The 22,462-nt window shown below is 70.3% G+C and carries 26 protein-coding genes and 1 pseudogene; 16 read left to right on the top strand and 11 right to left on the bottom strand.

The features are described from left to right. The 7 genes from OO70_RS12370 (at position 1) to mug (ending at position 6,189) form a co-directional block, all read left to right on the top strand. Positions 1–426 (top strand): GNAT family N-acetyltransferase, encoded by a 426-nt coding sequence (locus OO70_RS12370; protein ID WP_043668414.1) that lies wholly within the window; start codon positions 1–3, stop codon positions 424–426. A 154-nt stretch (positions 427–580) separates the two neighbouring features. Further along, positions 581–1,921, top strand: coding sequence for a hemolysin family protein (locus OO70_RS12365; RefSeq protein ID WP_043668411.1), 1,341 nt, complete (start codon positions 581–583; stop codon positions 1,919–1,921). Further along, complete coding sequence (locus OO70_RS12360) at positions 1,918–2,931, top strand: hemolysin family protein (protein ID WP_043668408.1); 1,014 nt, start codon at positions 1,918–1,920, stop codon at positions 2,929–2,931. Before OO70_RS12365 ends, OO70_RS12360 begins: the two co-directional genes overlap by 4 nt. Positions 2,932–2,999: 68 nt before the next feature. Continuing rightward, complete coding sequence (locus OO70_RS12355) at positions 3,000–3,782, top strand: SGNH/GDSL hydrolase family protein (RefSeq protein WP_043668405.1); 783 nt, start codon at positions 3,000–3,002, stop codon at positions 3,780–3,782. Positions 3,783–3,788: 6 nt separating this feature from the next. Continuing rightward, positions 3,789–4,145: a DUF4326 domain-containing protein gene (locus OO70_RS12350; RefSeq protein WP_043668400.1), complete on the top strand. Its 357-nt coding sequence runs from the start codon at positions 3,789–3,791 to the stop codon at positions 4,143–4,145. Between the two features lie 59 nt (positions 4,146–4,204). Then, complete coding sequence (gene purB, locus OO70_RS12345; RefSeq protein WP_043668397.1) at positions 4,205–5,647, top strand: adenylosuccinate lyase; 1,443 nt, start codon at positions 4,205–4,207, stop codon at positions 5,645–5,647. Continuing rightward, positions 5,644–6,189, top strand: a complete 546-nt coding sequence (gene mug, locus OO70_RS12340) for a G/U mismatch-specific DNA glycosylase (protein ID WP_078651367.1) — start codon at positions 5,644–5,646, stop codon at positions 6,187–6,189. The genes purB and mug overlap by 4 nt, the downstream gene beginning before the upstream one ends. 68 nt (positions 6,190–6,257) lie before the next feature. On the opposite strand, the gene OO70_RS12335 is transcribed toward mug, so the two are convergent. Further along, a complete protein-coding gene (locus tag OO70_RS12335) occupies positions 6,258–6,980 on the bottom strand; it encodes an ABC transporter permease subunit (protein WP_043668391.1) in 723 nt (240 codons plus the stop codon). A 2-nt stretch (positions 6,981–6,982) separates the two neighbouring features. Beyond that, entirely contained in the window at positions 6,983–7,903 is a 921-nt protein-coding gene (locus tag OO70_RS12330; protein WP_043668389.1) for an ABC transporter ATP-binding protein, read from the bottom strand. A 108-nt stretch (positions 7,904–8,011) separates the two neighbouring features. Between OO70_RS12330 and OO70_RS12325 the strand changes: the two genes are divergently transcribed. The 3 genes from OO70_RS12325 to OO70_RS12315 all read left to right on the top strand — a co-directional run bounded on the left by OO70_RS12325 (position 8,012) and on the right by OO70_RS12315 (position 11,100). Further along, positions 8,012–9,169 carry a sensor histidine kinase gene (locus OO70_RS12325; protein WP_043668386.1) on the top strand — a complete coding sequence of 386 codons (1,158 nt, stop codon included), beginning with the start codon at positions 8,012–8,014 and terminating at the stop codon, positions 9,167–9,169. Positions 9,170–9,183: 14 nt separating this feature from the next. Then, on the top strand, positions 9,184–9,846 hold the full coding sequence (locus OO70_RS12320; RefSeq protein ID WP_043668383.1) for a response regulator transcription factor: 663 nt from the start codon (positions 9,184–9,186) through the stop codon (positions 9,844–9,846). 99 nt (positions 9,847–9,945) lie between these two features. Next, positions 9,946–11,100: an ROK family transcriptional regulator gene (locus tag OO70_RS12315; RefSeq protein ID WP_019070977.1), complete on the top strand. Its 1,155-nt coding sequence runs from the start codon at positions 9,946–9,948 to the stop codon at positions 11,098–11,100. A 156-nt stretch (positions 11,101–11,256) separates the two neighbouring features. Here OO70_RS12315 and OO70_RS12310 read toward each other — a convergent pair whose 3' ends face one another. After that, the gene (locus tag OO70_RS12310; RefSeq protein ID WP_043668380.1) at positions 11,257–12,018 is read right to left on the bottom strand and encodes a GntR family transcriptional regulator; all 762 of its coding nucleotides are present in this window, start codon (positions 12,016–12,018) and stop codon (positions 11,257–11,259) included. A 239-nt stretch (positions 12,019–12,257) separates the two neighbouring features. Continuing rightward, positions 12,258–13,142 carry an RNA polymerase sigma-70 factor gene (locus OO70_RS12305; RefSeq protein WP_043668377.1) on the bottom strand — a complete coding sequence of 295 codons (885 nt, stop codon included), beginning with the start codon at positions 13,140–13,142 and terminating at the stop codon, positions 12,258–12,260. A gap of 159 nt (positions 13,143–13,301) precedes the next feature. Here OO70_RS12305 and OO70_RS12300 point away from each other — a divergent pair, with 159 nt between their 5' ends. Beyond that, complete coding sequence (locus OO70_RS12300; protein WP_043668374.1) at positions 13,302–14,132, top strand: alpha/beta fold hydrolase; 831 nt, start codon at positions 13,302–13,304, stop codon at positions 14,130–14,132. Positions 14,133–14,177: 45 nt separating this feature from the next. Here the strand turns inward: OO70_RS12300 and OO70_RS52335 are convergent. Beyond that, positions 14,178–15,014: pseudogene (locus OO70_RS52335) on the bottom strand (DMT family transporter); the annotation flags it as partial. Between the two features lie 321 nt (positions 15,015–15,335). Here OO70_RS52335 and OO70_RS12285 point away from each other — a divergent pair. Next, positions 15,336–15,719: a hypothetical protein gene (locus OO70_RS12285; protein ID WP_043668367.1), complete on the top strand. Its 384-nt coding sequence runs from the start codon at positions 15,336–15,338 to the stop codon at positions 15,717–15,719. 435 nt (positions 15,720–16,154) lie between these two features. Here OO70_RS12285 and OO70_RS12280 read toward each other — a convergent pair whose 3' ends face one another. From OO70_RS12280 to OO70_RS12270, 3 genes are read right to left on the bottom strand one after another with little or no spacing between them, the layout of a single operon-like run. Further along, positions 16,155–17,009: a Scr1 family TA system antitoxin-like transcriptional regulator gene (locus OO70_RS12280; RefSeq protein ID WP_043668363.1), complete on the bottom strand. Its 855-nt coding sequence runs from the start codon at positions 17,007–17,009 to the stop codon at positions 16,155–16,157. A gap of 24 nt (positions 17,010–17,033) precedes the next feature. After that, complete coding sequence (locus OO70_RS12275; RefSeq protein ID WP_043668361.1) at positions 17,034–17,561, bottom strand: DUF6879 family protein; 528 nt, start codon at positions 17,559–17,561, stop codon at positions 17,034–17,036. Next, the gene (locus tag OO70_RS12270; RefSeq protein WP_043668358.1) at positions 17,533–17,793 is read right to left on the bottom strand and encodes a hypothetical protein; all 261 of its coding nucleotides are present in this window, start codon (positions 17,791–17,793) and stop codon (positions 17,533–17,535) included. The genes OO70_RS12275 and OO70_RS12270 overlap by 29 nt, the downstream gene beginning before the upstream one ends. Before the next feature lie 236 nt (positions 17,794–18,029). On the opposite strand from OO70_RS12270, the gene OO70_RS12265 reads away from it, so the two are divergent. Genes OO70_RS12265 through OO70_RS12255 form a run of 3 tightly spaced genes read left to right on the top strand, consistent with a single transcriptional unit; the run spans position 18,030 to position 19,220 of the window. Then, positions 18,030–18,428 carry a DUF6415 family natural product biosynthesis protein gene (locus OO70_RS12265; RefSeq protein ID WP_043668355.1) on the top strand — a complete coding sequence of 133 codons (399 nt, stop codon included), beginning with the start codon at positions 18,030–18,032 and terminating at the stop codon, positions 18,426–18,428. After that, on the top strand, positions 18,412–18,711 hold the full coding sequence (locus OO70_RS12260; protein ID WP_043668352.1) for a hypothetical protein: 300 nt from the start codon (positions 18,412–18,414) through the stop codon (positions 18,709–18,711). The genes OO70_RS12265 and OO70_RS12260 overlap by 17 nt, the downstream gene beginning before the upstream one ends. Next, positions 18,708–19,220 (top strand): hypothetical protein, encoded by a 513-nt coding sequence (locus OO70_RS12255; protein ID WP_043668350.1) that lies wholly within the window; start codon positions 18,708–18,710, stop codon positions 19,218–19,220. The genes OO70_RS12260 and OO70_RS12255 overlap by 4 nt, the downstream gene beginning before the upstream one ends. A gap of 89 nt (positions 19,221–19,309) precedes the next feature. On the opposite strand, the gene OO70_RS12250 is transcribed toward OO70_RS12255, so the two are convergent. The 3 genes from OO70_RS12250 to OO70_RS12240 all read right to left on the bottom strand — a co-directional run bounded on the left by OO70_RS12250 (position 19,310) and on the right by OO70_RS12240 (position 20,598). Continuing rightward, positions 19,310–19,861, bottom strand: coding sequence for a hypothetical protein (locus tag OO70_RS12250; protein ID WP_043668347.1), 552 nt, complete (start codon positions 19,859–19,861; stop codon positions 19,310–19,312). 112 nt (positions 19,862–19,973) lie between these two features. Beyond that, positions 19,974–20,186, bottom strand: a complete 213-nt coding sequence (locus OO70_RS12245; protein ID WP_158711456.1) for a hypothetical protein — start codon at positions 20,184–20,186, stop codon at positions 19,974–19,976. A gap of 133 nt (positions 20,187–20,319) precedes the next feature. Then, positions 20,320–20,598, bottom strand: coding sequence for a hypothetical protein (locus tag OO70_RS12240; protein ID WP_043668341.1), 279 nt, complete (start codon positions 20,596–20,598; stop codon positions 20,320–20,322). 598 nt (positions 20,599–21,196) lie between these two features. On the opposite strand from OO70_RS12240, the gene OO70_RS12235 reads away from it, so the two are divergent. Continuing rightward, positions 21,197–22,447, top strand: a complete 1,251-nt coding sequence (locus tag OO70_RS12235; RefSeq protein WP_158711455.1) for an AlbA family DNA-binding domain-containing protein — start codon at positions 21,197–21,199, stop codon at positions 22,445–22,447. The last annotated feature ends 15 nt before the right edge of the window (positions 22,448–22,462 follow it).

Genomic DNA, 22,462 nt, shown 5'->3' with positions numbered 1-22,462 from the left:
ATGACTGATCTTCATATCCGCAGTGCCGCCCTCGGCGACATCGACGCCGTGCTGGCGTTCTGGCGCGAGGCCGCGGAAGGGACGAGCATCAGCGACGACCGGGACGGGGTGGCCCGGCTCATCACCAGGGACCCGGACGCGCTGATCCTCGCGGAGCGTGAGGGACGGATCGTCGGGTCGGTGATCGCCGGGTTCGACGGCTGGCGCTGTCACCTCTACCGGCTGGCCGTGCACCCGGAGCAGCGCCGCCGGGGCATCGGCTCGGCGCTGCTCACGGCGGCGGAGGAGCGGTTCGTGGCGCTCGGCGGGCGTCGCGGGGACGCGATGGTGCTGGAGCGCAACGAGACCGGACAGCATGCGTGGCGCGCCGCGGGGTACGCACCCGAGGAGCAGTGGCGGCGCTGGGTGAAGCATCTCACCACCTGATCGCTTTGCCCATCCTTTACTATTGGCGGACGACACGGAACTTCGGAATCGATCTCCTCGAAAGGTGTGAGCGTCCGCCCATGGGCGAGCCTCCCAGTACGCGACATCGCGCGAACCTCCCTGCCCTGCCCGATCATGGGACGGAGGTGACCCGATGACCGAAGTGCTTCTGCTGCTGGTGGCGATCCTGCTCTCGCTCGCCTGTGGTGCCTTCGTCGCGGCCGAGTTCTCGCTGACCACCGTCGAGCGCGGCGAGCTGGAGCGCGCGGTCGAGCGCGGCGAGCGGGGCGCCGCGGGTGCCCTGAAGGCCGTACGGAATCTGACCTTCCAGCTCTCCGGGGCGCAGCTCGGCATCACCGTCACCAACCTCGTCGTCGGTATGCTCGCCGAGCCGTCGATCGCCGTGCTGATCGCGGGCCCGCTGGAGTCGCTGGGCATCTCGCACTCCGCGTCGAAGTCGGTCGCGCTGGTGCTGGGTACGGCGCTGTCGACGGTGTTCCTGATGGTCGTCGGCGAGCTGGTGCCGAAGAACTGGGCGATCTCCTCGCCGCTCGGCGTGGCGAAACGGGTGGGGAACGCGCAGCGCTGGTTCAGTGCCGCGTTCCGCCCGTTCATCAGTCATCTGAACAACACGGCCAACCATGTGGTGCGCGCCTTCGGCCTGGAGCCCGCCGAGGAGCTGGCCTCCGCGCGCGGGCCGCAGGAACTGGCCGCGCTGGCCCGGCACTCCGCCAGGGAGGGCGCCCTGGAGCCGGACACCGCCGAGCTGTTCGTACGGACCCTCAACCTCGCCGACCTCACCGCGGAGAACGTGATGACGCCCCGCGTCCAGGTCGTCGCCCTCGACACCCAGGCGACCTGCGAGGACGTGGCCAACGCGACCCGGGCGACCGGGCTGTCCCGATTCCCGGTGTACCGCGGCAACCTCGACGAGGTCGTGGGCACGGTCCACATCAAGGACGTCCTGGCGGTACCGGCGGACCAGCGGGCCCGCTCCCCCATCTCCCAGGTCATCCGTGAACCCCTTCTCGTCCCGGAGTCCCTGACCGTGGACCGTCTCCTGGACCGGTTGTCCGGCAAGCGCACGATGGCCGTCGTCATCGACGAGTACGGCGGTACGGCGGGGGTCGCGACGCTGGAGGACATCGTCGAGGAGGTCGTAGGAGAGGTGCGGGACGAGCACGATCCGCACGAGACGCCCGACCTGGCCCCGGCCGGGACGGACGACGAGGGCCGCACGCTGTACTCGGCGGACGGCGCCGCCCGTATGGACCAGCTCGCGCGCGTGGGGCTGCGGGCGCCGGAGGGGCCGTACGAGACGCTGGCCGGTCTTGTCGCCAACGAGCTGGGGCGGATTCCGGAGGTCGGGGACACCGTCGAGGTCGCCGGGTGGCGGATCGACGTGGTGGACGCGTCCGGGCGGCGGGCCGCGCGGCTGCTGCTGCACGCACCGCTCGACGACGCCGATTCCGACTCCGTGAAGGGGGAGCTGTGACCGCCGTACAACTGCTGATCGGGTTGGCGACGCTGGTCGTCAACGCCTTCTTCGTGGCTGCCGAGTTCGCGCTGATCTCGGTGCGCCGCAGCCAGATCGAGCCACACGCCGAGCAGGGCGACCGGCGCGCCAAGAGCGTGCTGTGGGGTCTGCAGCACGTGTCGGCGCTGATGGCCGCGGCCCAGCTCGGCATCACGCTGTGCACGCTGGTGCTCGGCATCGTCGCGGAGCCGGCGATCGCGCATCTCCTGGAACCGGTGTTCCACGCGGTCGGCGTCCCGGAGAGCGCGGGACACGCGGTGTCCTTCGTGATCGCGCTGGCCGCCGCGACCTATCTGCACATGCTGCTCGGCGAGATGGTCCCGAAGAACATCGCCCTGGCCGAACCGGTGCGCAGCGCGCTGCTGCTGGGTCCGCCGCTGGTGACGCTGTCCCGGGCCCTGCGCCCGGTGATCTTCACGATCAACGCGTTCGCCAACACCCTGCTCAAACTGCTGCGCGTCGAGGTCAAGGACGAGGTCACGGCGAGCTTCTCGGACGCCGAACTCGCCCGGATCGTACGGGACTCCGGCGAGGCGGGACTCATCGACGAACGGGCCCTGGAGCGGCTGAACGACGCCCTGGAGCTGGGCAGACGGCCCGTGCGGGACGTCGTCCTCCCCCTCGAACGCGTCGACTACGTGGTCGCCGGCATCACCCCGGCCGAGCTCGAGGTGCTGTCAGCCGAGTCCGGCTTCTCCCGCTTCCCGGTGGTCGACGGCGAGCGCCGCATCATCGGCTACCTCCACGTCAAGGACGCCCTCGACGCCTCACCGCGCGACGAGCCGTTCAAGGTGGAGGACATGCGGTCCATCGCGAACGTCCGGGAGACCACACCCATGGACGACGTCCTCACCGCGATGCGCAGCAGCCGTACGCATCTCGCGGCGGTGCAGGACGAGGAGGGCCGGCTCACTGGCTTGGTGACCATGGAGGACGTGCTGCGGGAGCTGTTCGGGCAGCGGGCGTGAGCCCGGCCCCGTGATCGCGGAGGTCGACCTACCGACGGGTATGGACGCGAGTTATCATCTTCGTCGCCATGCAGACGAATCCCACGCACACCAGCCTGGTCGCGATCGGCGACTCCTTCACCGAGGGCATGTCGGACCTGCTCCCGGACGGTTCCTACCGGGGTTGGGCCGACCTCCTCGCCGGGCGGATGGCCGCCCGGACGCCCGGTTTCCGCTACGCCAACCTCGCCGTGCGCGGCAAGCTGATCGCGCAGATCGTCGACGAGCAGGTCGGCCCGGCGGCCGCCATGCAGCCCGATGTGATCACGCTGGTGGGCGGCCTGAACGACACCTTGCGCCCCAAGTGCGACATGGGCCGGGTGCGCGCCCTGCTGGAGGAGGCCGTCGAACGCCTCACCCCCGCCTGCAAGCACCTGGTGCTGATGCGCAGCCCCGGCCGCGAGGGCCCGGTCCAGCAGCGCTTCCGGCCGCGCATGGAGGAACTCTTCTCCTACGTCGACGACCTCGCCGACCGGCACGGCGCCCTGGTCGTCGACCTGTACAGCGCCCCCTCGCTCGCCGACCAGCGCGCGTGGGACGTCGACCGGCTCCACCTCACGGACGAGGGCCACCGCCGAGTCGCCGAGGCGGTGTGGCAGACCCTCGGCTACGAGGCGGAGGACCCGGAGTGGCGCACCCCTATGCCGCCGACCCCGCCCCCGAACTGGACCGCCCGCCGCATCGAGGACGCCCGCTTCACCCGCCAGTACCTCCTCCCCTGGATAGGCCGCCGCCTGACCGGCCGCTCCTCGGGCGACGGCCTCTCCCCCAAACGCCCCGACCTGCTCCCCTACGAGGGCCCGGCGGCGTAACTCCCCATGACCACGCGGGTGATCAACGTCAGGGGCCGTATCCACGACTTCGGCCCCCGACTGGAACTCGCCCCGGAGGAGATCGTCTACGTAGGCCGCCGCTGGACCCTCGGCGGCTGGGACCTCCCCCGACACCCGCTCTACAACCCCTTCGCCTACGACACCCCCACGCGCCGTCGGGACGGCACGCGCGCCGAGGTGATGGCGAAGTACCGGGCGTATCTGCTGGAGCGTCCTGATCTGCTGGCCCTGGTGCCGGCGCTGCGTGGGCGGACGTTGGCTTGTTGGTGTGCGCCGCTGGTGTGCCATGCGGGAGTGTTGGCCGAGCTTGCGGACTCCGGGACGGTGACGGAGGTCTCGTAGCTTCCGACGAAGGTGGGCGTGGCGCTGGCCTGCACGAATCGCCAGTAGAATCCGTACACGTGACTTCCGCTGCCGCCAAGCCCCGCATCCCGAACGTCCTCGCCGGACGTTACGCCTCCACCGAGCTCGCCACGCTCTGGTCGCCCGAGCAGAAGGTGAAGCTGGAGCGGCAGCTCTGGCTCGCTGTGCTGCGGGCCCAGAAGGACCTCGGGATCGAGGTGCCCGACGCGGCGATCGCGGACTACGAGCGCGTGCTCGACCAGGTCGACCTGGCCTCGATCGCCGAGCGCGAGAAGGTCACGCGGCATGACGTGAAGGCGCGGATCGAGGAGTTCAACGACCTCGCCGGGCACGAGCAGGTCCACAAGGGCATGACGTCCCGGGACCTGACGGAGAACGTCGAGCAGTTGCAGATCCGGCTCTCCCTGGAGCTGATGCGCGATCGTACGGTGGCCGTCCTGGCGCGCCTCGGCAAGCTGGCCGGTGAGTACGGCGAGCTGGTCATGGCCGGCCGCTCGCACAACGTGGCCGCGCAGGCCACCACCCTCGGCAAGCGTTTCGCGACCGCCGCCGACGAGCTGCTCGTGGCGTACGGCCGGGTCGAGGAGCTGCTCGGCCGCTACCCGCTGCGCGGCATCAAGGGCCCGGTGGGCACGGCGCAGGACATGCTGGACCTGCTCGGCGGTGACGCGGCGAAGCTCGCGGAGCTGGAGCAGCGGATCGCCTCCCACCTCGGTTTCTCGCACGCGTTCACCTCGGTCGGCCAGGTGTACCCGCGCTCGCTGGACTACGAGGTCGTGACCGCTCTGGTGCAGGTGGCGGCGGCGCCCTCGTCGCTGGCGAAGACGATCCGGCTGATGGCCGGGATCGAGCTGGTCACCGAGGGCTTCAAGCCCGGCCAGGTCGGCTCGTCCGCGATGCCGCACAAGATGAACACCCGTTCCTGCGAGCGCGTCAACGGCCTGATGGTCGTCCTGCGCGGCTACGCGTCGATGACCGGCGAGCTGGCGGGCGACCAGTGGAACGAGGGCGATGTCTCCTGCTCGGTGGTGCGCCGGGTCGCGCTGCCGGACGCGTTCTTCGCGCTCGACGGGCTGCTGGAGACGTTCCTGACCGTGCTCGACGAGTTCGGCGCCTTCCCGGCCGTCGTGGCGCGGGAGCTGGACCGCTATCTGCCGTTCCTCGCGACGACCAAGGTGCTGATGGCCGCGGTCCGCGCGGGTGTCGGCCGTGAGGTCGCGCACGAGGCGATCAAGGAGAACGCCGTCGCCTCCGCGCTGGCCATGCGTGAACAGGGCGCCGAGCGCAACGAGTTGCTGGACAAGCTCGCCGCCGACGAGCGGATCCCGCTGGACCGCGCCCAGTTGGACGCGCTGATGGCCGACAAGCTGTCCTTCACGGGCGCCGCCGCCGACCAGGTCGCCGCCGTGGTCGCCCGTGTCGAGGAGATCGCGAAGCAGCACCCGGAGGCCGCGGGTTACACCCCGGGGGCGATCCTCTGACCCGCTTCACCCAGGCCGAGCTGGAGGCCGCCCGCAACCGTCTCGTACCGGACGTCGTCGCGGACGGCCTCGCCGTGCTGTTCTGCGGCATCAACCCCGGTCTGATGACGGCGGCCACGGGCCACCACTTCGCCCGTCCCGGCAACCGTTTCTGGCCGGTGCTCCACCTGTCCGGCTTCACGCCGAGGCTCATGAAGCCGGACGAACAGGGGGAGTTGCTGTCGTACGGGCTCGGCATCACCAACGTGGTGGCCCGGGCGACGGCTCGGGCCGACGAGCTGAGCGCGGAGGAGTACCGCGAGGGCGGGCAACTCCTCGCGTCGAAGCTGACGGGGTGGAAGCCGCGGTGGCTTGCGGTGCTGGGCGTCACCGCCTACCGGGCCGCCTTCGACGATCGCCGGGCCCAAGTTGGGCCGCAGGAGCGGATGTTCGGGGACACGCGCGTGTGGGTGCTGCCCAATCCGAGCGGGCTGAACGCGCACTGGACGGCGGCGACGATGGCCGAGGAGTTCGGGCGGCTGCGGGACGCTGCGCGCGGGTAGGCGGGTCATGTGATCCAGTAAACCGGCCGGAACTGACAATCGGCCGGGCGTCAGCACCCTGCCGATTGTCAGGCGTCCCGGCGCCGTACGCTCCACGCCCCCGCCGCCAGCGCCAACGCCGTCCACAATGCCGTCACCGCGAGCCCGGTCCACGGACCCATCGCGCCGTCCCAGGTCTCGTGGAGCGCCACCTGGCCGGCCCTGTCGGGCAGGAGGTCAGCGATGTTGTTCGACATGTCGCCGATCACGAAGGACACGATCAGCAGGAACGGGATGAGGATGCCCAGCGTCGCCGCTCCGCTGCGCAGCAACGCCGTGAGTCCGGCCGCGAACAGTGCCATCAGCGTGAGGTAGACGGCACAGCCGACCACACCGCGCGTCTGCTCCGCCCAGTCGAGCCCGTCGGCCTTGGTACCGAGCACCGCCTTGCCCACCATCAAGGTCACCAAGCCGGTGACCAGGCCGACGGCCAGCACAGGTACGGCGATCGCCGCCGCCTTGGCCGCGAACCAGCGGCCCCGGTGCGGCACCGCGGCCAGTGACAGCCGTAGCGCTCCGCCCTGGAACTCGGAGGACACGGCGGTCGTGCCGAAGGCGATCGCCGCGATCTGGCCGAAGGTCACGCCGAAGAAGACCGCGAACAGCGGGTCGAAGTCGTCGCCGCCGGTGTCGGATGAGGCGAGCGCGGAGAAGAGCGCCGTCACCGCGGGGATCGAGGCGAGCGCGGCGATCTCCGACCGGAGAGTACGGATCTTGATCCACTCGGAGTGGAAGACGGGCGTGAATGCCATGGTCAGGCCTCCTGGTTCTGTGCGGTGAACTCGGTCTCGGCGGCCGTCAGATCGAGGTAGGCCTCTTCCAACGTGCCCTCGGCGGACGCCAGTTCGAGGATCGGGACGCCGGCCGTGGACAACAGGGTGCCGATCTCGTCCACGCGTGCGTGGGCCACTGTCCAGTGCCCGTCCTCGTGCTCCACGGCGTCGTGGCCGTGCCGGGCGAGCGCGTTCTTGAGGGCGCCGGGGTCCGTCGTACGGATGCGTACATGGGGTTGCACGCGCGCGTCGATGAAGTCGCGCATCGGGGTGTCGGCGAGGAGTCGGCCGCGTCCGAGGACCACGAGGTGGTCGGCGAAGGAGGCGGTCTCGTTCATCAGGTGACTGGAGACCAGGACCGTGCGGCCCTCCGTCGCCAGTCGGCGCAGCAACTCCCGGATCCAGACGATGCCTTCGGGGTCGAGGCCGTTCGACGGCTCATCCAGCAGGACGACTTCGGGGTCGCCCAGAAGGGCACCGGCGATGCCCAGCCGCTGGCGCATGCCCAGGGAGTACGTCTTCACCCGGCGCCGTGCGACCGACGCGAGTCCCGTCTCTTCCAGCACCGCGTCGACCCGGGCGGCCGGGATGCGGTTGCTCGCCGCCAGGGCGCGCAGGTGGTCGCGGCCGGTGCGGGAGCCGTGCGCGGCCTGCGCGTCGAGCAGGGCGCCCACGTGGCGCAGCGGCTCGGTGAGCGCGGCGTAGGGGCGGCCTCCGATGGTGGCGGTCCCGGAGGTGGGCCGGTCGAGGCCGAGGACGAGGCGCATGGTGGTGGACTTTCCGGCGCCGTTGGGGCCGAGGAAGCCGGTGACCTTGCCGGGGCGGACGCCGAAGGTGACGTGATCCACGGCTCGTCGGGTGCCGTACTCCTTGGTGAGGTCTCGTACGTCGATGCTGGTCATGACCAACAGCCTGGCCGTGCACGGGAGTTGGGGCCTCCCCCGCCGGTGGAGATCGTCTCCCCCGCCCGGGGGAGGCCGATTGTCAGTGCCGGCTGTCACGATGTCCAAATGGCCCGCTTCTTGCGCCCGTTGCTCCGGGGGACGACGTATACGCGTCTGCTGCACCTTTGGGTGCCGATACTGATCGTCAGCGTGTGGATGTTCATCGACTCGTCGAAGCCGTATGTGCCCGCGCTGGTGCTGATCCCCGTCGGTCTGATCCCGGCCGTGCGGATCGGGGAAGGCGTGCAGGCGCAGTTGCTGCTGACGCCAGGCAGGGAGGACTCGGGGATCTCCGTGGCGCCGTCGGCGACCTGGCGGGACCGGGGGCGCACCGTGCTGTGGCTGGAGGCCCGGATGGCTCTGGGCTGGGCGACGACGTTCGCCTGCGTCTGGCTGCCGGTCATCGCCTTCCAGCTGATCGAGGCAGCACGCGGGCGCGTGCCCGACGACGACGTATGGCTTCTCAAGGAGGCGACGCCGCACGGCTGGTACGCCTTGCTGGTGCCCCTGCCCCTGATCGCCCTGTACGCCGCCGTGGTCGGCCTCGGCGAGTTGGCCACACTTCTGGCGCGGAAGTTGCTCGGCCCCTCGCGCGCGGAGCAGCTCGCCACGTTGGAGGAGCGCACCGAGCAACTGCTGGAACGCAACCGCATCGCGCGGGAGTTGCACGACTCGATCGGTCACGCGCTGACGGTGGCGGTGGTGCAGGCGGGCGCGGCCCGGACGGCGGGCGACTCTGAGTTCACCGAGCGCGCGCTGGGTGCCATCGAGGAGACCGGCCGAGCCGCACTGGAGGACCTGGACCGGGTGTTGGGCGTGCTGCGTGAGGCGGAGCGGCCGGTGAGCAGTCGGCCGACGCTGGTGGACGCCGACCGGCTGCTGGAGTCGGCGCGGGTCTCCGGGGCGAAGGTCGACGCGGAGGTGACCGGGCCGTTGGAGACGGTGTCGGGGCCGGTCTCCCGGGAGGGCTACCGGATTCTGCAGGAGGCACTGACCAATGTGCTGCGGCACGCCGGGTCCGTCCCTGTCCGGGTCCGTATCCAGGTCGCCGACGGCACCCTCGATCTTGAGGTCCGCAATCCGCTGACGGTCGAGATATCCGGCCCGGGCCGGGGCAGCGGTCTGCGGGGCATACGCGAGCGTGCCGCGCTGCTCGGGGGCCGGGCGTACACCGGGCCGGACGAGGGCGACTGGCAGGTGCACGCCGAACTGCCGCTGCGCTGATCTAGGCTGGCCGGATGCCGGTCACCGTTCTCCTGGTCGATGACGAACCCCTCGTACGCGCGGGTCTGCGGGCCGTGTTGGAGGCGCAGCCGGACATCGAGGTGGTCGGGGAGGCCGCCGACGGGGCGGCGGTGATCCCGCTGGTGCGGCAGTTGCGGCCGGACGTGGTCGCCATGGACGTACGGATGCCGCTCCTGGACGGCATCGAGGCCACGCGCGCGGTGCTGCGCACGGTCGACGATCCGCCGAAGATCCTGGTCATCACGACCTTCGAGAACGACGAGTACGTGTACGAGGCGCTGCGGGCCGGTGCCGACGGGTTCCTGCTGAAGCGGGCCCGGCCGGCCGAGATCGTGCACGCGGTGCGGCTGGTGGCGGAGGGCGAGTCGCTGCTGTTCCCGGCCTCCGTACGGCAGTTGGCCGCCGAGTACGGCGACGACGGCGGGAACCGGGCGGCCCGCGCGGTGATGGAGCGGGCCCAGCTGACCGAGCGTGAGGCCGAGGTGCTGCGGCTGATGGCGAGGGGGTTGTCGAACGCCGAGATCGCCGCGCGGCTGGTCGTCGGGACCGAGACGGTGAAGTCGCATGTGAGCGCAGTACTGGCGAAGCTGGGGGCGCGGGACCGTACGCAGGCGGTGATCGCGGCGTACGAGTCGGGGTTCGTCGCGCCGGGGTGAACAGGTGGGGCGGGTGGGTCGAGGGCGCCCGGCACTCGCCGGGGTCCGCCGCGCCGAGTACGATCCGCCCAACACGCGCACGAGCTGGGAGGACAGACCTTGGCGGGGCTGACCGGCGGGGACCCCTCGCTGCTGCGGAGGATCAACTCCGCGGTGGTGTTGCACGCGTTGCGTGCCACGGACTGCGCCACGCTGACGGAGATCACCCGGGTGACAGGTCTGTCCCGGCCGACCGTCGAGGGAGTTGTCGAGGGACTGATCGAGGCCGGGCTGGTCGTCGAGAAGGCGGCCGACGAGAGCGTTGTACGGCGGCAGGGGCGGCCCGCGCGGCGGTTCAGGTTCCGGGCCGAGGCCGGGCATCTGCTGGGCCTGGAGATCGGCGCACATCGCGTCGCCGTGCTCCTCGCCGATCTGGACGGCCGGGTGCTCGGCGCGATCGCCAAGGACGTGGACGAGACCGCTTCGGCCGACGAGCGCCTGGAGCGGCTGCGCACCGCCGTCGCCGAGCTGCTGCGCCGGGCCGGGGTCGCCCGCGGTTCCCTGCGCGCGGTGGGCGTCGCCACGCCGGGCATCGTGGAGGCGGACGGCACCGTACGGCTGGGTACCGCGCTGCCCCAGTGGACGGGGCTGCACCTGGGCGAGCGGTTGAGCCGGTCCTTCAAGTGCCCGGTGCTGGTCGAGAACGACGCGAACGCGGCGGCGGTCGCCGAGCACTGGAAGGGTGCGGCCACCGAGTCCGACGACATGGTGATGGTGTTGGCCGGGTTGAGCCCCGGCGCCGGGTCACTGATCGGCGGGCGGTTGCACCGGGGGTATCGCGGGGCGGCCGGTGAGATCGGCGCGCTGCATCTGCTGGGGCGGGATGTGACTCCGGAGACGTTGCTTTCCACCACGGACGAGCCACTGCATCCGTTGGACGAGCAGGCTGTGGCGCAGGTCTTCGCGCTGGCGCGCGACGGTGACCAGCGGGCCCGGGCGGCCGTTGATCGGTTCATCCAACGCCTTGTGCATGACGTGGCGGCGCTGGTGCTGGCCCTCGATCCGGAACTGGTCGTCGTGGGTGGGTGGGCGGCCGGTCTTGACGGTGTACTGGAGCCGCTGCGGCGGGAGTTGGCGCGGTATTGCCTGCGGCCGCCGAAGGTTGCCCTGTCGTTGCTCGGGGAGGCGGCTGCGGCAACGGGCGCGCTGCGGTTGGCTCTTGACCATGTTGAGGAGCAACTGTTCGCGGTCGAGGGCACGGTGACGCGGCGCTAGCTTGGCCGTGAGGTCGTGTGTTGGGTGCGGCGCCGTTGTGGCTGGGCGCGCAGTTCCCCGCGCCCCTTTGGGGCGCTGTCCTGCCCTGCGCTGAGAAGGAAACCCGTTGCGCCCCGGACTTCGTCCGGGGCGCAACGGGTTTCGCTGTGATCTCGGTCAGGAAGCCTGGCGTTCCGGGCCGTGGTGTATTTCTACGCCGCCGGAGTCGGCGAAGGTCAGCCGGCAGGTGTCCGCGCGGTAGGTCGCCACGGAGACCGCGGCGGTGTGGCCCTCGGCGAAGAAGCGAGTGGTGACGACGAGAACCGGTGCCCCGGGGAGGCGGTCCAGCTCCTTGGCGTCGTCCGCGCGGGCCGAGCCGAGTTCGACGGCGCGGTCCTGGCCCTCCAGTTCGAGGCGCTGCAACTCGCGCAGTACCGCACGCGCGCGTGCCGCCGCGGACGGAGTGTCTATGGCGGAGAGGTCGGGCACCGACGACTCCGGGATGTAGAGCAGTTCGGCGGCGACCGGCTGGCCGTGGCTCACCCGGGAGCGCCGTACGGTGTGCACCAGTTCCTCGGAACCGGTCTCCAGGACGTCGGCGACGGCCGCGGGCGGAACCGCCAGGACGCAGTCGACGGACTGCCAGGCATCCCCGGCGGCGCCCGGCCAGGCGTGCTGTTCGGTGCCGACGGCGACGCCCACGCGCGGCGGCGCGACGGTCGTACCGACGCCGCGGCGGCGCTGCAGCCGGCCTTCCAGTTCGAGTTGTTCCAGAGCCTGCCGGAGCGTGGCCCGGGCGACGCCGAAGCGGGCTGCCAGGTCTCGCTCGTTGGGCAGGATCTCGCCCACGGAGAACTCGGAGTTCAGTGCCTCACTGAGCACTGTCTTGAGATGCCAGTACTTCGGCTCCGGCACCGATTCCAACTGCGTGGTCCCCACCCTGTCCTCCGCAATCGCCGTGGTCCGGCCGCGTTTTAGCGCCCTTGTTTATTAAAGGTTGTTTCACTTATCTGCGACCATAGGACGGCCCCCACCCTTGGTCAAGACCAATCCTCTATGTCATATGCAATGCACAGAGCGTCTGCCGCAGAGCGTTCACAGGGCGTTCGTACTGGGGGTTCTTCGTGACGTAACGGCAAAGCCCCCGTCGCGAAACAAGGGCCCCGCCCGGGCCGCGGCTAAGCGGAAGCCAGCGATCGGAGCTTGTCAGGGTTGCGGACGATATAGACAGAACGGATGCGTCCGTCGGATACGTCCACCTGGAAGACGCTGTCGGGCTTGTCACCCGAAAGGATCAGGACCGCGGGTCCGCCGTTGAGCTCGAGGAAGCGGAACGACATCTCCGGGATGCCCTTCCCGGCGACGGCGACCAGGAAGCGGCCCACATTGTCGGCGCTCTCCAGGATCCGCAGCGGCGCCTTGGACTTGCCGCCGCTGTCGCCCACGAGTCGGACGTCCGGGGCGAGCATCGCCATGAGGCCCGCCAGGTCGCCCTCGGCCGCCGCGGCGAGGAACCGCTCGGTCAGATCGCGGCGTTGGGCCGGGTCGACCTCGTAGCGCGGGCGCCGTTCGTCGACGTGCTTGCGGGCCCGTCCGGCGAGTTGGCGCACCGCCGGCTCACCGCGGTCCAGCATGGCCGCGATGTCGGCGTACGGATAGCCGAAGGCCTCCCTGAGGACGAACACGGCGCGTTCCAGCGGCGACAGCGACTCCAGGACGACGAGTACCGCGAGGGAGACGGAGTCGGCGAGCACGGCGCGCTCCGCGGTGTCCGGGACGGTGTCCCCGAAGTCGGTGACGTACGGCTCGGGCAGCCATGGGCCCACGTAGGCCTCGCCGCGTGCCTTGACCTGGCGCAGCCGGTCGATCGCGAGGCGTGTGGTGACGCGCACCAGGTAGGCGCGCGGTTCGCGGACCTCGGCGCGGTCGGCGCCGGACCAGCGCAGCCAGGCCTCCTGGACCACGTCCTCGGCGTCGGCCACGCGCCCGAGCATGCGGTAGGCGACTCCCATGAGGACGGGGCGGTGCTCTTCGAAGACATCGGTAGGGGTGTCGGTGGTCACCACCTCATCCCACGCGGTGGGAGCCGCTCTGTCCAGCAGAAATCCGCAGGGCCTCAAGGTCCCTGGCACTTGGGGCTACCGGTCAGTAGCAGTTGCTGACAAGCTGTCTACACGGCCTGTACGGCGTCTGTCAGCGCGTCCCAGACGAGGAGCACCCCCATGTCCGCCACCGTCTCCTTCCCGGTCCCCTCTCCGCACGGTCCGCGGACCGTGACCGTGTCCTACGCGCGCGTGGGCCGCGGCGAACCGCTGCTCCTGCTGCACGGCATAGGCCACCACCGGCAGGCCTGGGACCCGGTGGTGGATGTCCTCGCGACCGAGCGCGACGTGATCGCCGTGGACCTGCCCGGGTTCGGCGCCTCTCCCGCGCTGCCCGAGGGGCTGGCGTACGACCTGTCCACGACGGCCGCCGTGTTCAGGGCCTTCTGCGAGGCGCTGGGGCTCGACCGGCCGCATGTGGCGGGCAACTCGCTCGGTGGGCTGATGGCCCTGGAGCTGGGCCGCGAGAAGATCGTACGGTCCGTCACCGCCCTGTCCCCGGCCGGGTTCTGGTCCCAGGCCGAGCGTCGTTACGCCTTCGGTGTGCTGCTCACCATGCGGCGGATCGCCCGCAGCATGCCGCTCCCGATGGTCGAGCGGCTGGCGCGCACGACGGTCGGCCGCACCGCGCTCACCAGCACCATCTACGCCCGCCCTGGCCGCCGTTCACCCGAGGCCGTGGTCGCCGAGACGCTCGCGCTGGTCAACGCCACCGGGTTCGACGACACGCTCCGGGCCGGTACGACCGTCCGGTTCACCGACGACATCCCCGGTGTCCCGGTGACCGTGGCCTGGGGCACCCAGGACCGGCTGCTGCTGCGCCGCCAGGGTGTCCGCGCCAAGCAGATGATCCCGCGATCCCGACTCGTGCGGCTGCCCGGCTGCGGGCACTGCCCGATGAACGACGACCCGGCCCTGGTCGCGCGCGTCATCCTCGACGGCAGCCGCTGACCGGCGCGGCAGCAGCTTCACCGCGCCCGATCCCAGGGCGACTCCGGCACCCACGAGGGCGCTTCCGGCGGCCTGGGCGGCCCCGTAGGAGCCCGTTCCGACGAGCGGTGCGGTAGCGGCGGCGGCGACCGGGATGAGGCCGGAGAAGAGCGTGGCGCGTTCCGCGCCGATCCGCTGCATGCCCATGTACCAGCACACGAACCCGACGACCGTGACGACCGCCGCCTGCCACAGCAGCGCGGCGGCCTCGGTGCCGTCGGGCCGCCGCAGCCAGGCGGACCCGTCCAGGACCAGCCCGGCCGTCGCCGCCTCGATCGCGGCGAGACCGCACACGGTGGCCGACAGCAACCGCGGTCCCAGGGGCCGCAGTACGGGAACCGCGAGCACCGCGAAGCCCACCTCACCCGCAAGTGCGCACCCAGAGAAGGCGATTCCGGCACCGTCCGTCCGGCCCCACCCCTGGACCGTGAACGCGCCGACGGCGACGAGCGACGCCCCGTAGAGCACGATCCTGCGCGGACGGCGCCCTTCCAGGAGGGGGACGATGACCGCGACGGCCACGGGTGCGCAGCCCACGAAGACGCCCGGGACGGCCGGTTCGGCGCTGCGTTCGGCGGCGATGACGGCCAGGTTGAAGCCGACCATGCCGACGGCCGCGAGCAGGGCGAGGCGGGCCCATTGGCATGGCGTGAGCGCGCGCAGCCGGGCCGTCGCGCCTTTGCCGGTGAACGGGAGGAGCAGCAGGCAGGCGAGGCCGTAGCGCAGGAACTGGCCGCCCGCGTACGGGTAGTGGCCCAGGACGCTGTTGGCGGTGAAGGACGCGCCGACGAGGACGCAGGCGAAGGCGGCGAGCGGGGCGCCGCGGACGGTGGTGGCGTTCATGGCAGCGACGCTAGGGAGAGCAGCGGTCCGGTTTAAGGTCCACTTTTGCCTCTGGTTGGCAGACCAATTCCACCCGGGACACCCAGAGCCACTCCGACCAGGCAACTCGCCGACGTGACGGTGCACCTGACCCAGCGTCACCGGTCGCCGACCCTGGCCGCCTGGTATCACCGCGGGTATCACCGCCCGACCTGCAATTTCCCGTCAACTCCCGCAAACCAAACGGCAGTTGATGTGGACAGCGGCGACTACTCACCGTAATATTTAACTACAGGCAGTCACCAAACGGTGACCGCTCCGGAACAGGAAGAGGAAGAGACGATGGCTCAGACCGCAGCCTCCAAGACCCCGGCCGCCAAGGCCACAAGGAGCACCGTCGTCGCCGAGACGCCCGCCGCGCCGGTCGCGGACGACCTCAGCGCCCTTCTCGCCCCCAAGCGCTACGAGGCGGGCACGAGCAGCGTTCCCCAGGAGGTCGCCACCTTCGTGGAGAACGCGTACGAGGCGTGGCAGACGGACAAGAACGCGTGGCAGGTCGTCACCCTCAGCGGCCCCGAGGCGCTTGAGCGCGTCTTCAAGCAGGCTCGTCGCTACTGCTTCGACCGAGAGACCAAGCTGACGTTCCAGCGTCGCCGCACCGACAACCCGAGCGAGCTGGTGTACCGAGTGCGGGACAAGATCGCCGTGAAGCGCACCAAGAAGTAGCGGGCGTTCCCAGAAGCGGCGTGACGCGGACCAGCGCGTCACGCCGCTTCTCGTTGGGCTAGGAGGCGAGCGTCACGGGCATCGCCAGCCATGCGACCGAGTGGGTGCCCGTTGCGCGGCACGACCTAGTTGCACACGTGCGCACACTCACGCGTGAGTGAGGCGAGACCGAGGCGAGCGAGAGCTGAGACTCACGGCTTGACGCGCTGACCGTGGTCAGGTGAAGCGAGCGAGGCGAGGCGATGGTGCGCGAGAGAGTGAATGGGCGAGCAACGCGACGGAGAGCGTGGCGATGGGCCTGACTCTCTTCGTATAGGGCGCCGTGGAGGTCGGACACCTGCCGGAAATTGCAATCCGTCCGCGCCAGCTCCTTCTAAGCGTGTCCACACGTTTCTTCTCTCAGCGCGAGTCCCGCGCACGTAAGCATGTCCACACCTACCGCAGTGCCTCGATCGCCCGGAGGACCAGCTCTCGGGCCTCCGCCCCGTACACGGACGAGGCCCGGAGCTCCTCGAAGGCCTTGAGGTAGAGGGCGATCTCCGACGGCTGGTTGATCCGCACCCGCGCCGACACGAGCTCCACCGACACCAGCTTGTCGTCGTAGACGTGGAAGGTCTCCCTCGGCCACTGGGCGCGCTCCGTGGCCGTCATCGGGATGATCCCCAGGGACACCGCGGGCAGCGCCCCGGCGGTGAGCAGGAAGCCGAGCTGGGCCGCCATGGCGTCCTCGTCCGCCATCCGGCAGCGGAGGACGCCCTCCTCCATGACGAGCACGAACCGGCGCCCCGGCTCGTACAGCACGCGGGAGCGCTCCACCCTGGCCCGCGCCGCCGCCGCGCTGTCGTCCACTGGGACGTCCCGGAACCGGGCGGCGCGGGCCAGGACCCCCGCGGCGTACCCCTCCGTCTGGAGGAGCCCGGGAACGAGCGTGGCGGAGTAGACCCTGAACAGCTCCGTGTCCTCGAACAGCCGCGCCGAGCCCTCCTGGAGCTGCCGGAGGCCGTTCCGGACCTGGTGGCGCCACTCCCGGTACATCGACTCGGCGTTGAGGGACTGGACGATGAGGTCCTGGGCCTGGCCGGCCGCCCCGGTCGCCTCGCACCAGGCGCGGATGTCCCGGGCGGACGGGGCGGTGAGGGCGTTCTCCACCCGGGACGTCTTCGCGTGGTGCCAGCCGCACGCCGCCGCCAGCTCCTTGACCGTCAGCCCCGCCTCCCGGCGGAGGTCGCGCAGGCTCCGGGCGACGGCCTCGCGCGCGGCCTGGGCGGAGGAGGACGGGGAGACGGACATCAACGGGCCTGGCGTTCCTTGCTCTTAGCGGATCTCGTACCGGTCGTGTGGCGTGGCGCGGCCCCAGACGGCCTCAAACGCCTCGGCGCACAGCTTCGCAGACGCCGGGTCGTCGCTCAGCTCCTGGCCCGCTGAGCCGCCGTCACCGGTGAAGTGGTTCCAGCGGATCAGGCGGCCGTCGAGGAGCCAGAAGTCGTTGCCGGGCAGCGCGAGGTCCGAGGCCCGGCGGCGGGGCAGCCAGCGCACCTGCTCCCCGGCGGCCACGTTGGTGAAGGTGAACGAGTGCTCGTAGCGGATGTACTCGCTCACCGGCTCGGAGACGACGCGGGCCCGGCGCACCTCGACCCCGCGGGCGACCGTCTCCTCGACCAGGCTGAGCCACGGCCGCCACCAGGACGCGCGGTCAGCCGGGTCGAGCCGGTGGCCGTCGCGCCAGGCCGCGAGCCGCTCGGCCTCGCCGGTGACGGCGTAGACGTCGCGCATCTCCAGGTGGACGGCGGACCGCTCGCAGCCCGCGAGGAGCTCAGCGAACGGCGGCACGCTCGACGACATCACACGCCTCCCTGATCATGCCGACCATCCTGGCCGGGATGCGGATCACGGCCTCGCCCTCGGGGATGCCCCTGCCATGGCCGGGCACCTCGAACGCGGCGCATTCCGCCTCCAGTTCCGTGCCCGGCTTCCAGCCCTGGAAGACGAGCTCCTCCCTCTCCTGGTCGACCCACACGGTGGGGCTCTCGTCGTCACCGGTGTTCGGGTCGATCCCGATGAACCGTAGCGTCACGGCGTTCTCCGCTCTCTCGGTGTGCAGATGTTTGCGGTCTAGTCTCCCCCAGGTGTGAGCCCGGTCAACCCCTGGCGACCCGTCAACCTACCGCCAGGTGAGGAGAGTTGCACACTTCTGCACACGCCTGGCTTTGATCAGGGGGCGGGTTCTAGCCTCGGCAGTTCTAAGGAGAGACCCCCGCGAGGTGGACTAGACCTCCGGGGGCGTGGCCGACGCTGCAAAGGAGCGCCAACATGGGGCAACGTACCGCCCGCCCACCCACCGCTGAAGAGCCGGACCGCCGGCCGCTCGACGTCCAGGTCATGCGCGACGGCGCGCGCCGCCTGCTCACCGAGGACGCCGAGCCGCCCGCCGCCGACGAACTGAGCACGCTCACCGCGCGGCTCCGCGGCCACATCGTCGTCGCCGTGCCGGACGTCGAGACCCTCGCCTGGGCCCTCCCCGAGGACGACGTGCCGCGCGCCTGCGCCCTCGCCTGCTGCGGCGAGGCCCGGATGCGGCTCCGCCTCGGCGACGGGGGCACCCTCGCCGTCCGCGTGGCGTCGGCGCGGCGCCTCGCCCGCTCCGTCCTCGCCCTCTGCGACCACTACGAGAACCTCGGCGGGGGTGAGAGCCGTGGGAACGCGGGTTGAGCGGCAGTGGCGTGACCGCCCGTCGGGTCCGCCGTACCAGCAGCGCGTTCTCGTCCACGACGAGGACGGCAACGACGTCCCCACCGAGGACCTCCCCGGCGAGACGCCCGCGCAGGCCGCCTACCGCCACCTGGTCACCCACGCCTCCGGGTGTCGAGCCTGCAAGGCCGTGAACGCGGACGGCTGGGCGGACGGCACCTGCCCGCACGCTCAGCACCTCTACCAGACCTGGCGGCGGCTGTGGCACGCTCCAGCCCAACGCGAGAAGAACGGAAAAGCGTGAGACTCAACCGGAAGACGGCCACCATCGCGGGCGTGGTGGCCTTTTGCGTGGGCAGCGCCATCTACTCCCAGGTGGCCAAGCCTGACGGCGGCGACGGCAAGGTCAGCGCCGCCCGTCACGAGACGCGGCACGCGTCCCCGTCGCCGTCCGCCACCCGCGCGGCGGCGGCCAAGGCGACACCCAGCGCGCAGCCGAGTGACCTGCCGCGCCTCGACCACCAGGGCGACGGGTCCTCCAACTGCGTCCTCCGCTACCGGGCGGGGGCCCACGGCACGGCGGGCTGGGCGGTGTTCGCCTCCCGGGCCGGGACGGTGGAGCTGACGGCGACCACCACGACGGGCAAGGCCTACGACAAGACCTGGTACGCCGACACGAGCGGCGGCAAGACCATCTACGTGACGGACATGAACGTGCCCGTGCCGCTCACGGCCCTCAAAGCCGTTGAGGGCACGCTCGTCGACGCGGGCACGGCCGAGACGTACCGGTGCCTGGTGGGGCCGGGGGCATAGCGGCGGAGATGACGACTGGCCGGGCTCCCAGCGGGGAGGCCGGCCAGTTCCGTGTCCGGGCCCCTTGGAAGCGGCTCTCGTGGCGGTTCCTACTGGTCTGCCTGGTAGGTTTTCCGGCCCTTGAGAAGCTCCCACGCCTTGATGTTCCAGTTCTGCGGGAATATCACGATCGTTGGCCACACCGTGCTAGTCGTGATGATCTCGATTCTGTTGTACGGCAGGCTCCGGTTAACCTTGACGATCTCCACCGGCGGGAACTGATGAGACCCGCCGCTCTCCGGGAAGAAATGAAAGCCGCCCGTGTATATGGGCACCGCCAGGCCGAGGACCGTCCCGTCACTGAACTTGCCTTCCCGGCAGTACGCGGGGGTCGGGGCGCCACTGATGCCGACGGCGCTGTCCGCCGCTACGCGACGGTTCCACACAAACACCACGCGGTTGTGCACTCGGGTGTCCCGCACCCACCCGATCACAAGCAGCGCGACAAACGCCACCCATGAGTAGCCGTGCGTCACGTCGGCCAGTCCCCACGCGAAGGCCCCGAAGAAGATTGCAGTGCCAACGATGGGGGTGGTATCCGCACCAGCCACCTGCTGGTTGTAGGCGATTCTGTCTTTCCGGCCGCTGCGGTCTCTTGCCATGACTGCTCCTCGGGGCGCCCGCTCTTTGCGATGACAGCGGCATTGTGGCTCACACCCCGTATGCAACGGAGCGGTCCGGAAACCTCACAGACGAACGGTTCAGCAACGCTACCTACGCGGCGGCCCGCAGCTCACGGGTGATGACGCTGATCTGCCCCCTGGCAGCGCGGTCCCTCAGCCCGAGCTGCGGGCCGAGGCGCGTGGCACGGGCAGCCACGGTGTCCCCGGGGCGGGCCAGCGGGTCTGCCTCAACGAGAGCCAACCTCGCGGCATCTGAGAGGACCAGTGCTCCCGGTGCCGTCCCCTTGCCAGGCGGTGCCAGCATGCTCTCACTTGACATGGTCATAGCAAATCGAGGATGTTCGGATGGCGCCGCAGTTTGCGTGAGCCGGCCTCCACGTCTTCCAACTTCGCGGAGGCCGTTCTCTAGGTGCGCCTCGGTTGCGCCTGTATTCGTCTCAGTCGCTGTCGCCCGGCTTGCCGGGCGCGTACCCGTACACCCTGTTCTGGCAGAGTGAGTCATCGGGGTAGTTCTTCTGGCACCAGTTGCCGACCTGGGTCAGGCAGTCACTCAGTGCCGTGGTTCCCATGCCATTCTGATTTTCGGGCTTGGCACATGACGGCGGCTTCGGGGTGGACAACTCGACGTAGGCGCCGAAACCGAGCAGCGCCACTCCCGCGACGGCGCTTGCGGCTGCGGCCTTGCCCCGTCTGGTCATCCTGGTCCAGGTGTTCATGAGATGCAGTTCCCCTCCCTGTTTCGCCCCTGGCAAGCTCAACCGCTCGTCAGGCTGCGTCGTCATTCTCCGGTCCACGCCCACAGACGAAGCACCGGGCCTTGCCCCCCTGGATGAGCTGGCGGCGTTCCCGCATTCCCTCCAGGCGACGCTGACGCACCGCGGGGTCTCGCCATGAGGTGGCGACTGAGGTGGCGCGCGTGGCACTTGAGTTCGGCTTGGCCGTCTCACCAACTGGTTGGTCGTTCATGCGACTAATCGAATACTGACTCTGCGTAATCGCCCAACGTGACCTGACGAGTCGTCTGCCACGTGAGCGGCGAGCCGGGATTCCCGTTACGGCGGGTCCGCCTCGCCCCCACGTGAGGCACCCCGAGAGCCTCCGGAACGGGAAACTCAGGCGCGGCCGACCGCAACCTCTCGCGGTCACTCAACCCCGCTCGCGGGCTGCTCGGGGGTTAGGCCGGCCAAGCGTCGGATGTAGGGCCAGGCGAGCCGACAGCCCTTCGCTGCATGCCTTCGTGCCTGTTACCGGTTAAACCGGGTGTCTTGAGGCATCTGAGACTGCGATGCTCTATGGATGCATCCGCTGTTTCACGTGCCTTCCACCGAGGTCACGCTGGCCTTGGTCCAGGACTTCATCAACCTGAAGATCCGGGAGGGCCTCACGGTCGAGTACAAGCGCGCCGGTGACAAGCCGATTGAGGCGGTAGCCGCGCTCGCGAACACCTACGGCGGCCTCCTCTTCGTCGGGGTCGCTGAGGGGGACAAGGGCGTACCCTCCGAGATCACGGGAGTGCCCCTCGGCGATAAGGAAAAGCTGGTCAACCAGATGGGCACGGGCTTCGACCCGCCGTGGTCACCCGAGGTGATTGAGGTGCCCTGCAACGACCAGGGCGACAAGGTCGTCCTGGTGGTCCGCATCGACCGGGCAACCGTCCCGCGGCCGATCGTCCTCAACGGCTCCATCTTCGTGCGGCTGGACGCCCGCAACGAGAAGGCGAACCGGCAGATGATGCGGATGCTGCTGGACGACCCGAACTCACAGCCTGAGCCCCGGCCGTCGGCGGTCACCCGGAGTCTCAACGTTCGCGAGTCCCCGTTCTTCGGCCAGGGAAACGACCCGGACGTCGTCCTGCGAGCCGCGAGCGTCATGCGCCTGTGGGAGGGAGAGGAGCGGACGCGCTTCCCGAGCGGGCTGGCAGGGACGGTCATCGAGGTCTTGCAGCGCACGCGCGCACTCCCGTTGCTGAGTCAGTTGGGGCTCGCTCTCGTGGGCGGTAGGCGGGTCGCGTTGACACCGTGGCAGCTCGTAGACGCCACGAGCCGACGGCTGCGGCTCCGGATGTCCACCACTGGCACGGACGGGTCCGCTCCCTCACGACCGGGCGCGGAGATGACCTGCACGGTCACTCTGGGCGGCGGCGAGCCGGCCTCAGAGCTTGAGGTCCTGTTCGACACGGCGTTCTGGCTCCCCGACGGTGTCCCGCTGGGCCTGGACCTCTTCCTCCAAGTCTTCTACGACAGCGTGCCGATGGTGGCAAACGCGCTCCTGCCCCACGTCGCTGGGGCAACGGTCGGCGTCAAGGCGATGCCAGCCCCACTGACGGAGATCCACGTCGCGGCGCGGGACACGGTCGACGACTACGGTGACGGGACTCCCGTCAACCTGGAAGAGCTCGTGTCGCTGGGCTCGCTGGGTGAGAGGGTCGGCGGACGGTTCATCAGGCAGGGTGGCGAGACGGTGTTGCGCAGCCTGGTGGACCCGCCGCACTGGGACGAAGCTGTGCGAGAGGCGCTGGTGACCATGGCGATGGACTGGGGTTTCCCCGACCCCAAGTTCCCCTGACTTCTTTCGCGCCGG

Origin of the sequence: Streptomyces xylophagus, assembly GCF_000716435.1 — a bacterium.
GTDB classification, from domain to species: domain Bacteria; phylum Actinomycetota; class Actinomycetes; order Streptomycetales; family Streptomycetaceae; genus Streptomyces; species Streptomyces xylophagus.
This window is presented reverse-complemented; position numbering and strand designations above follow the sequence as displayed.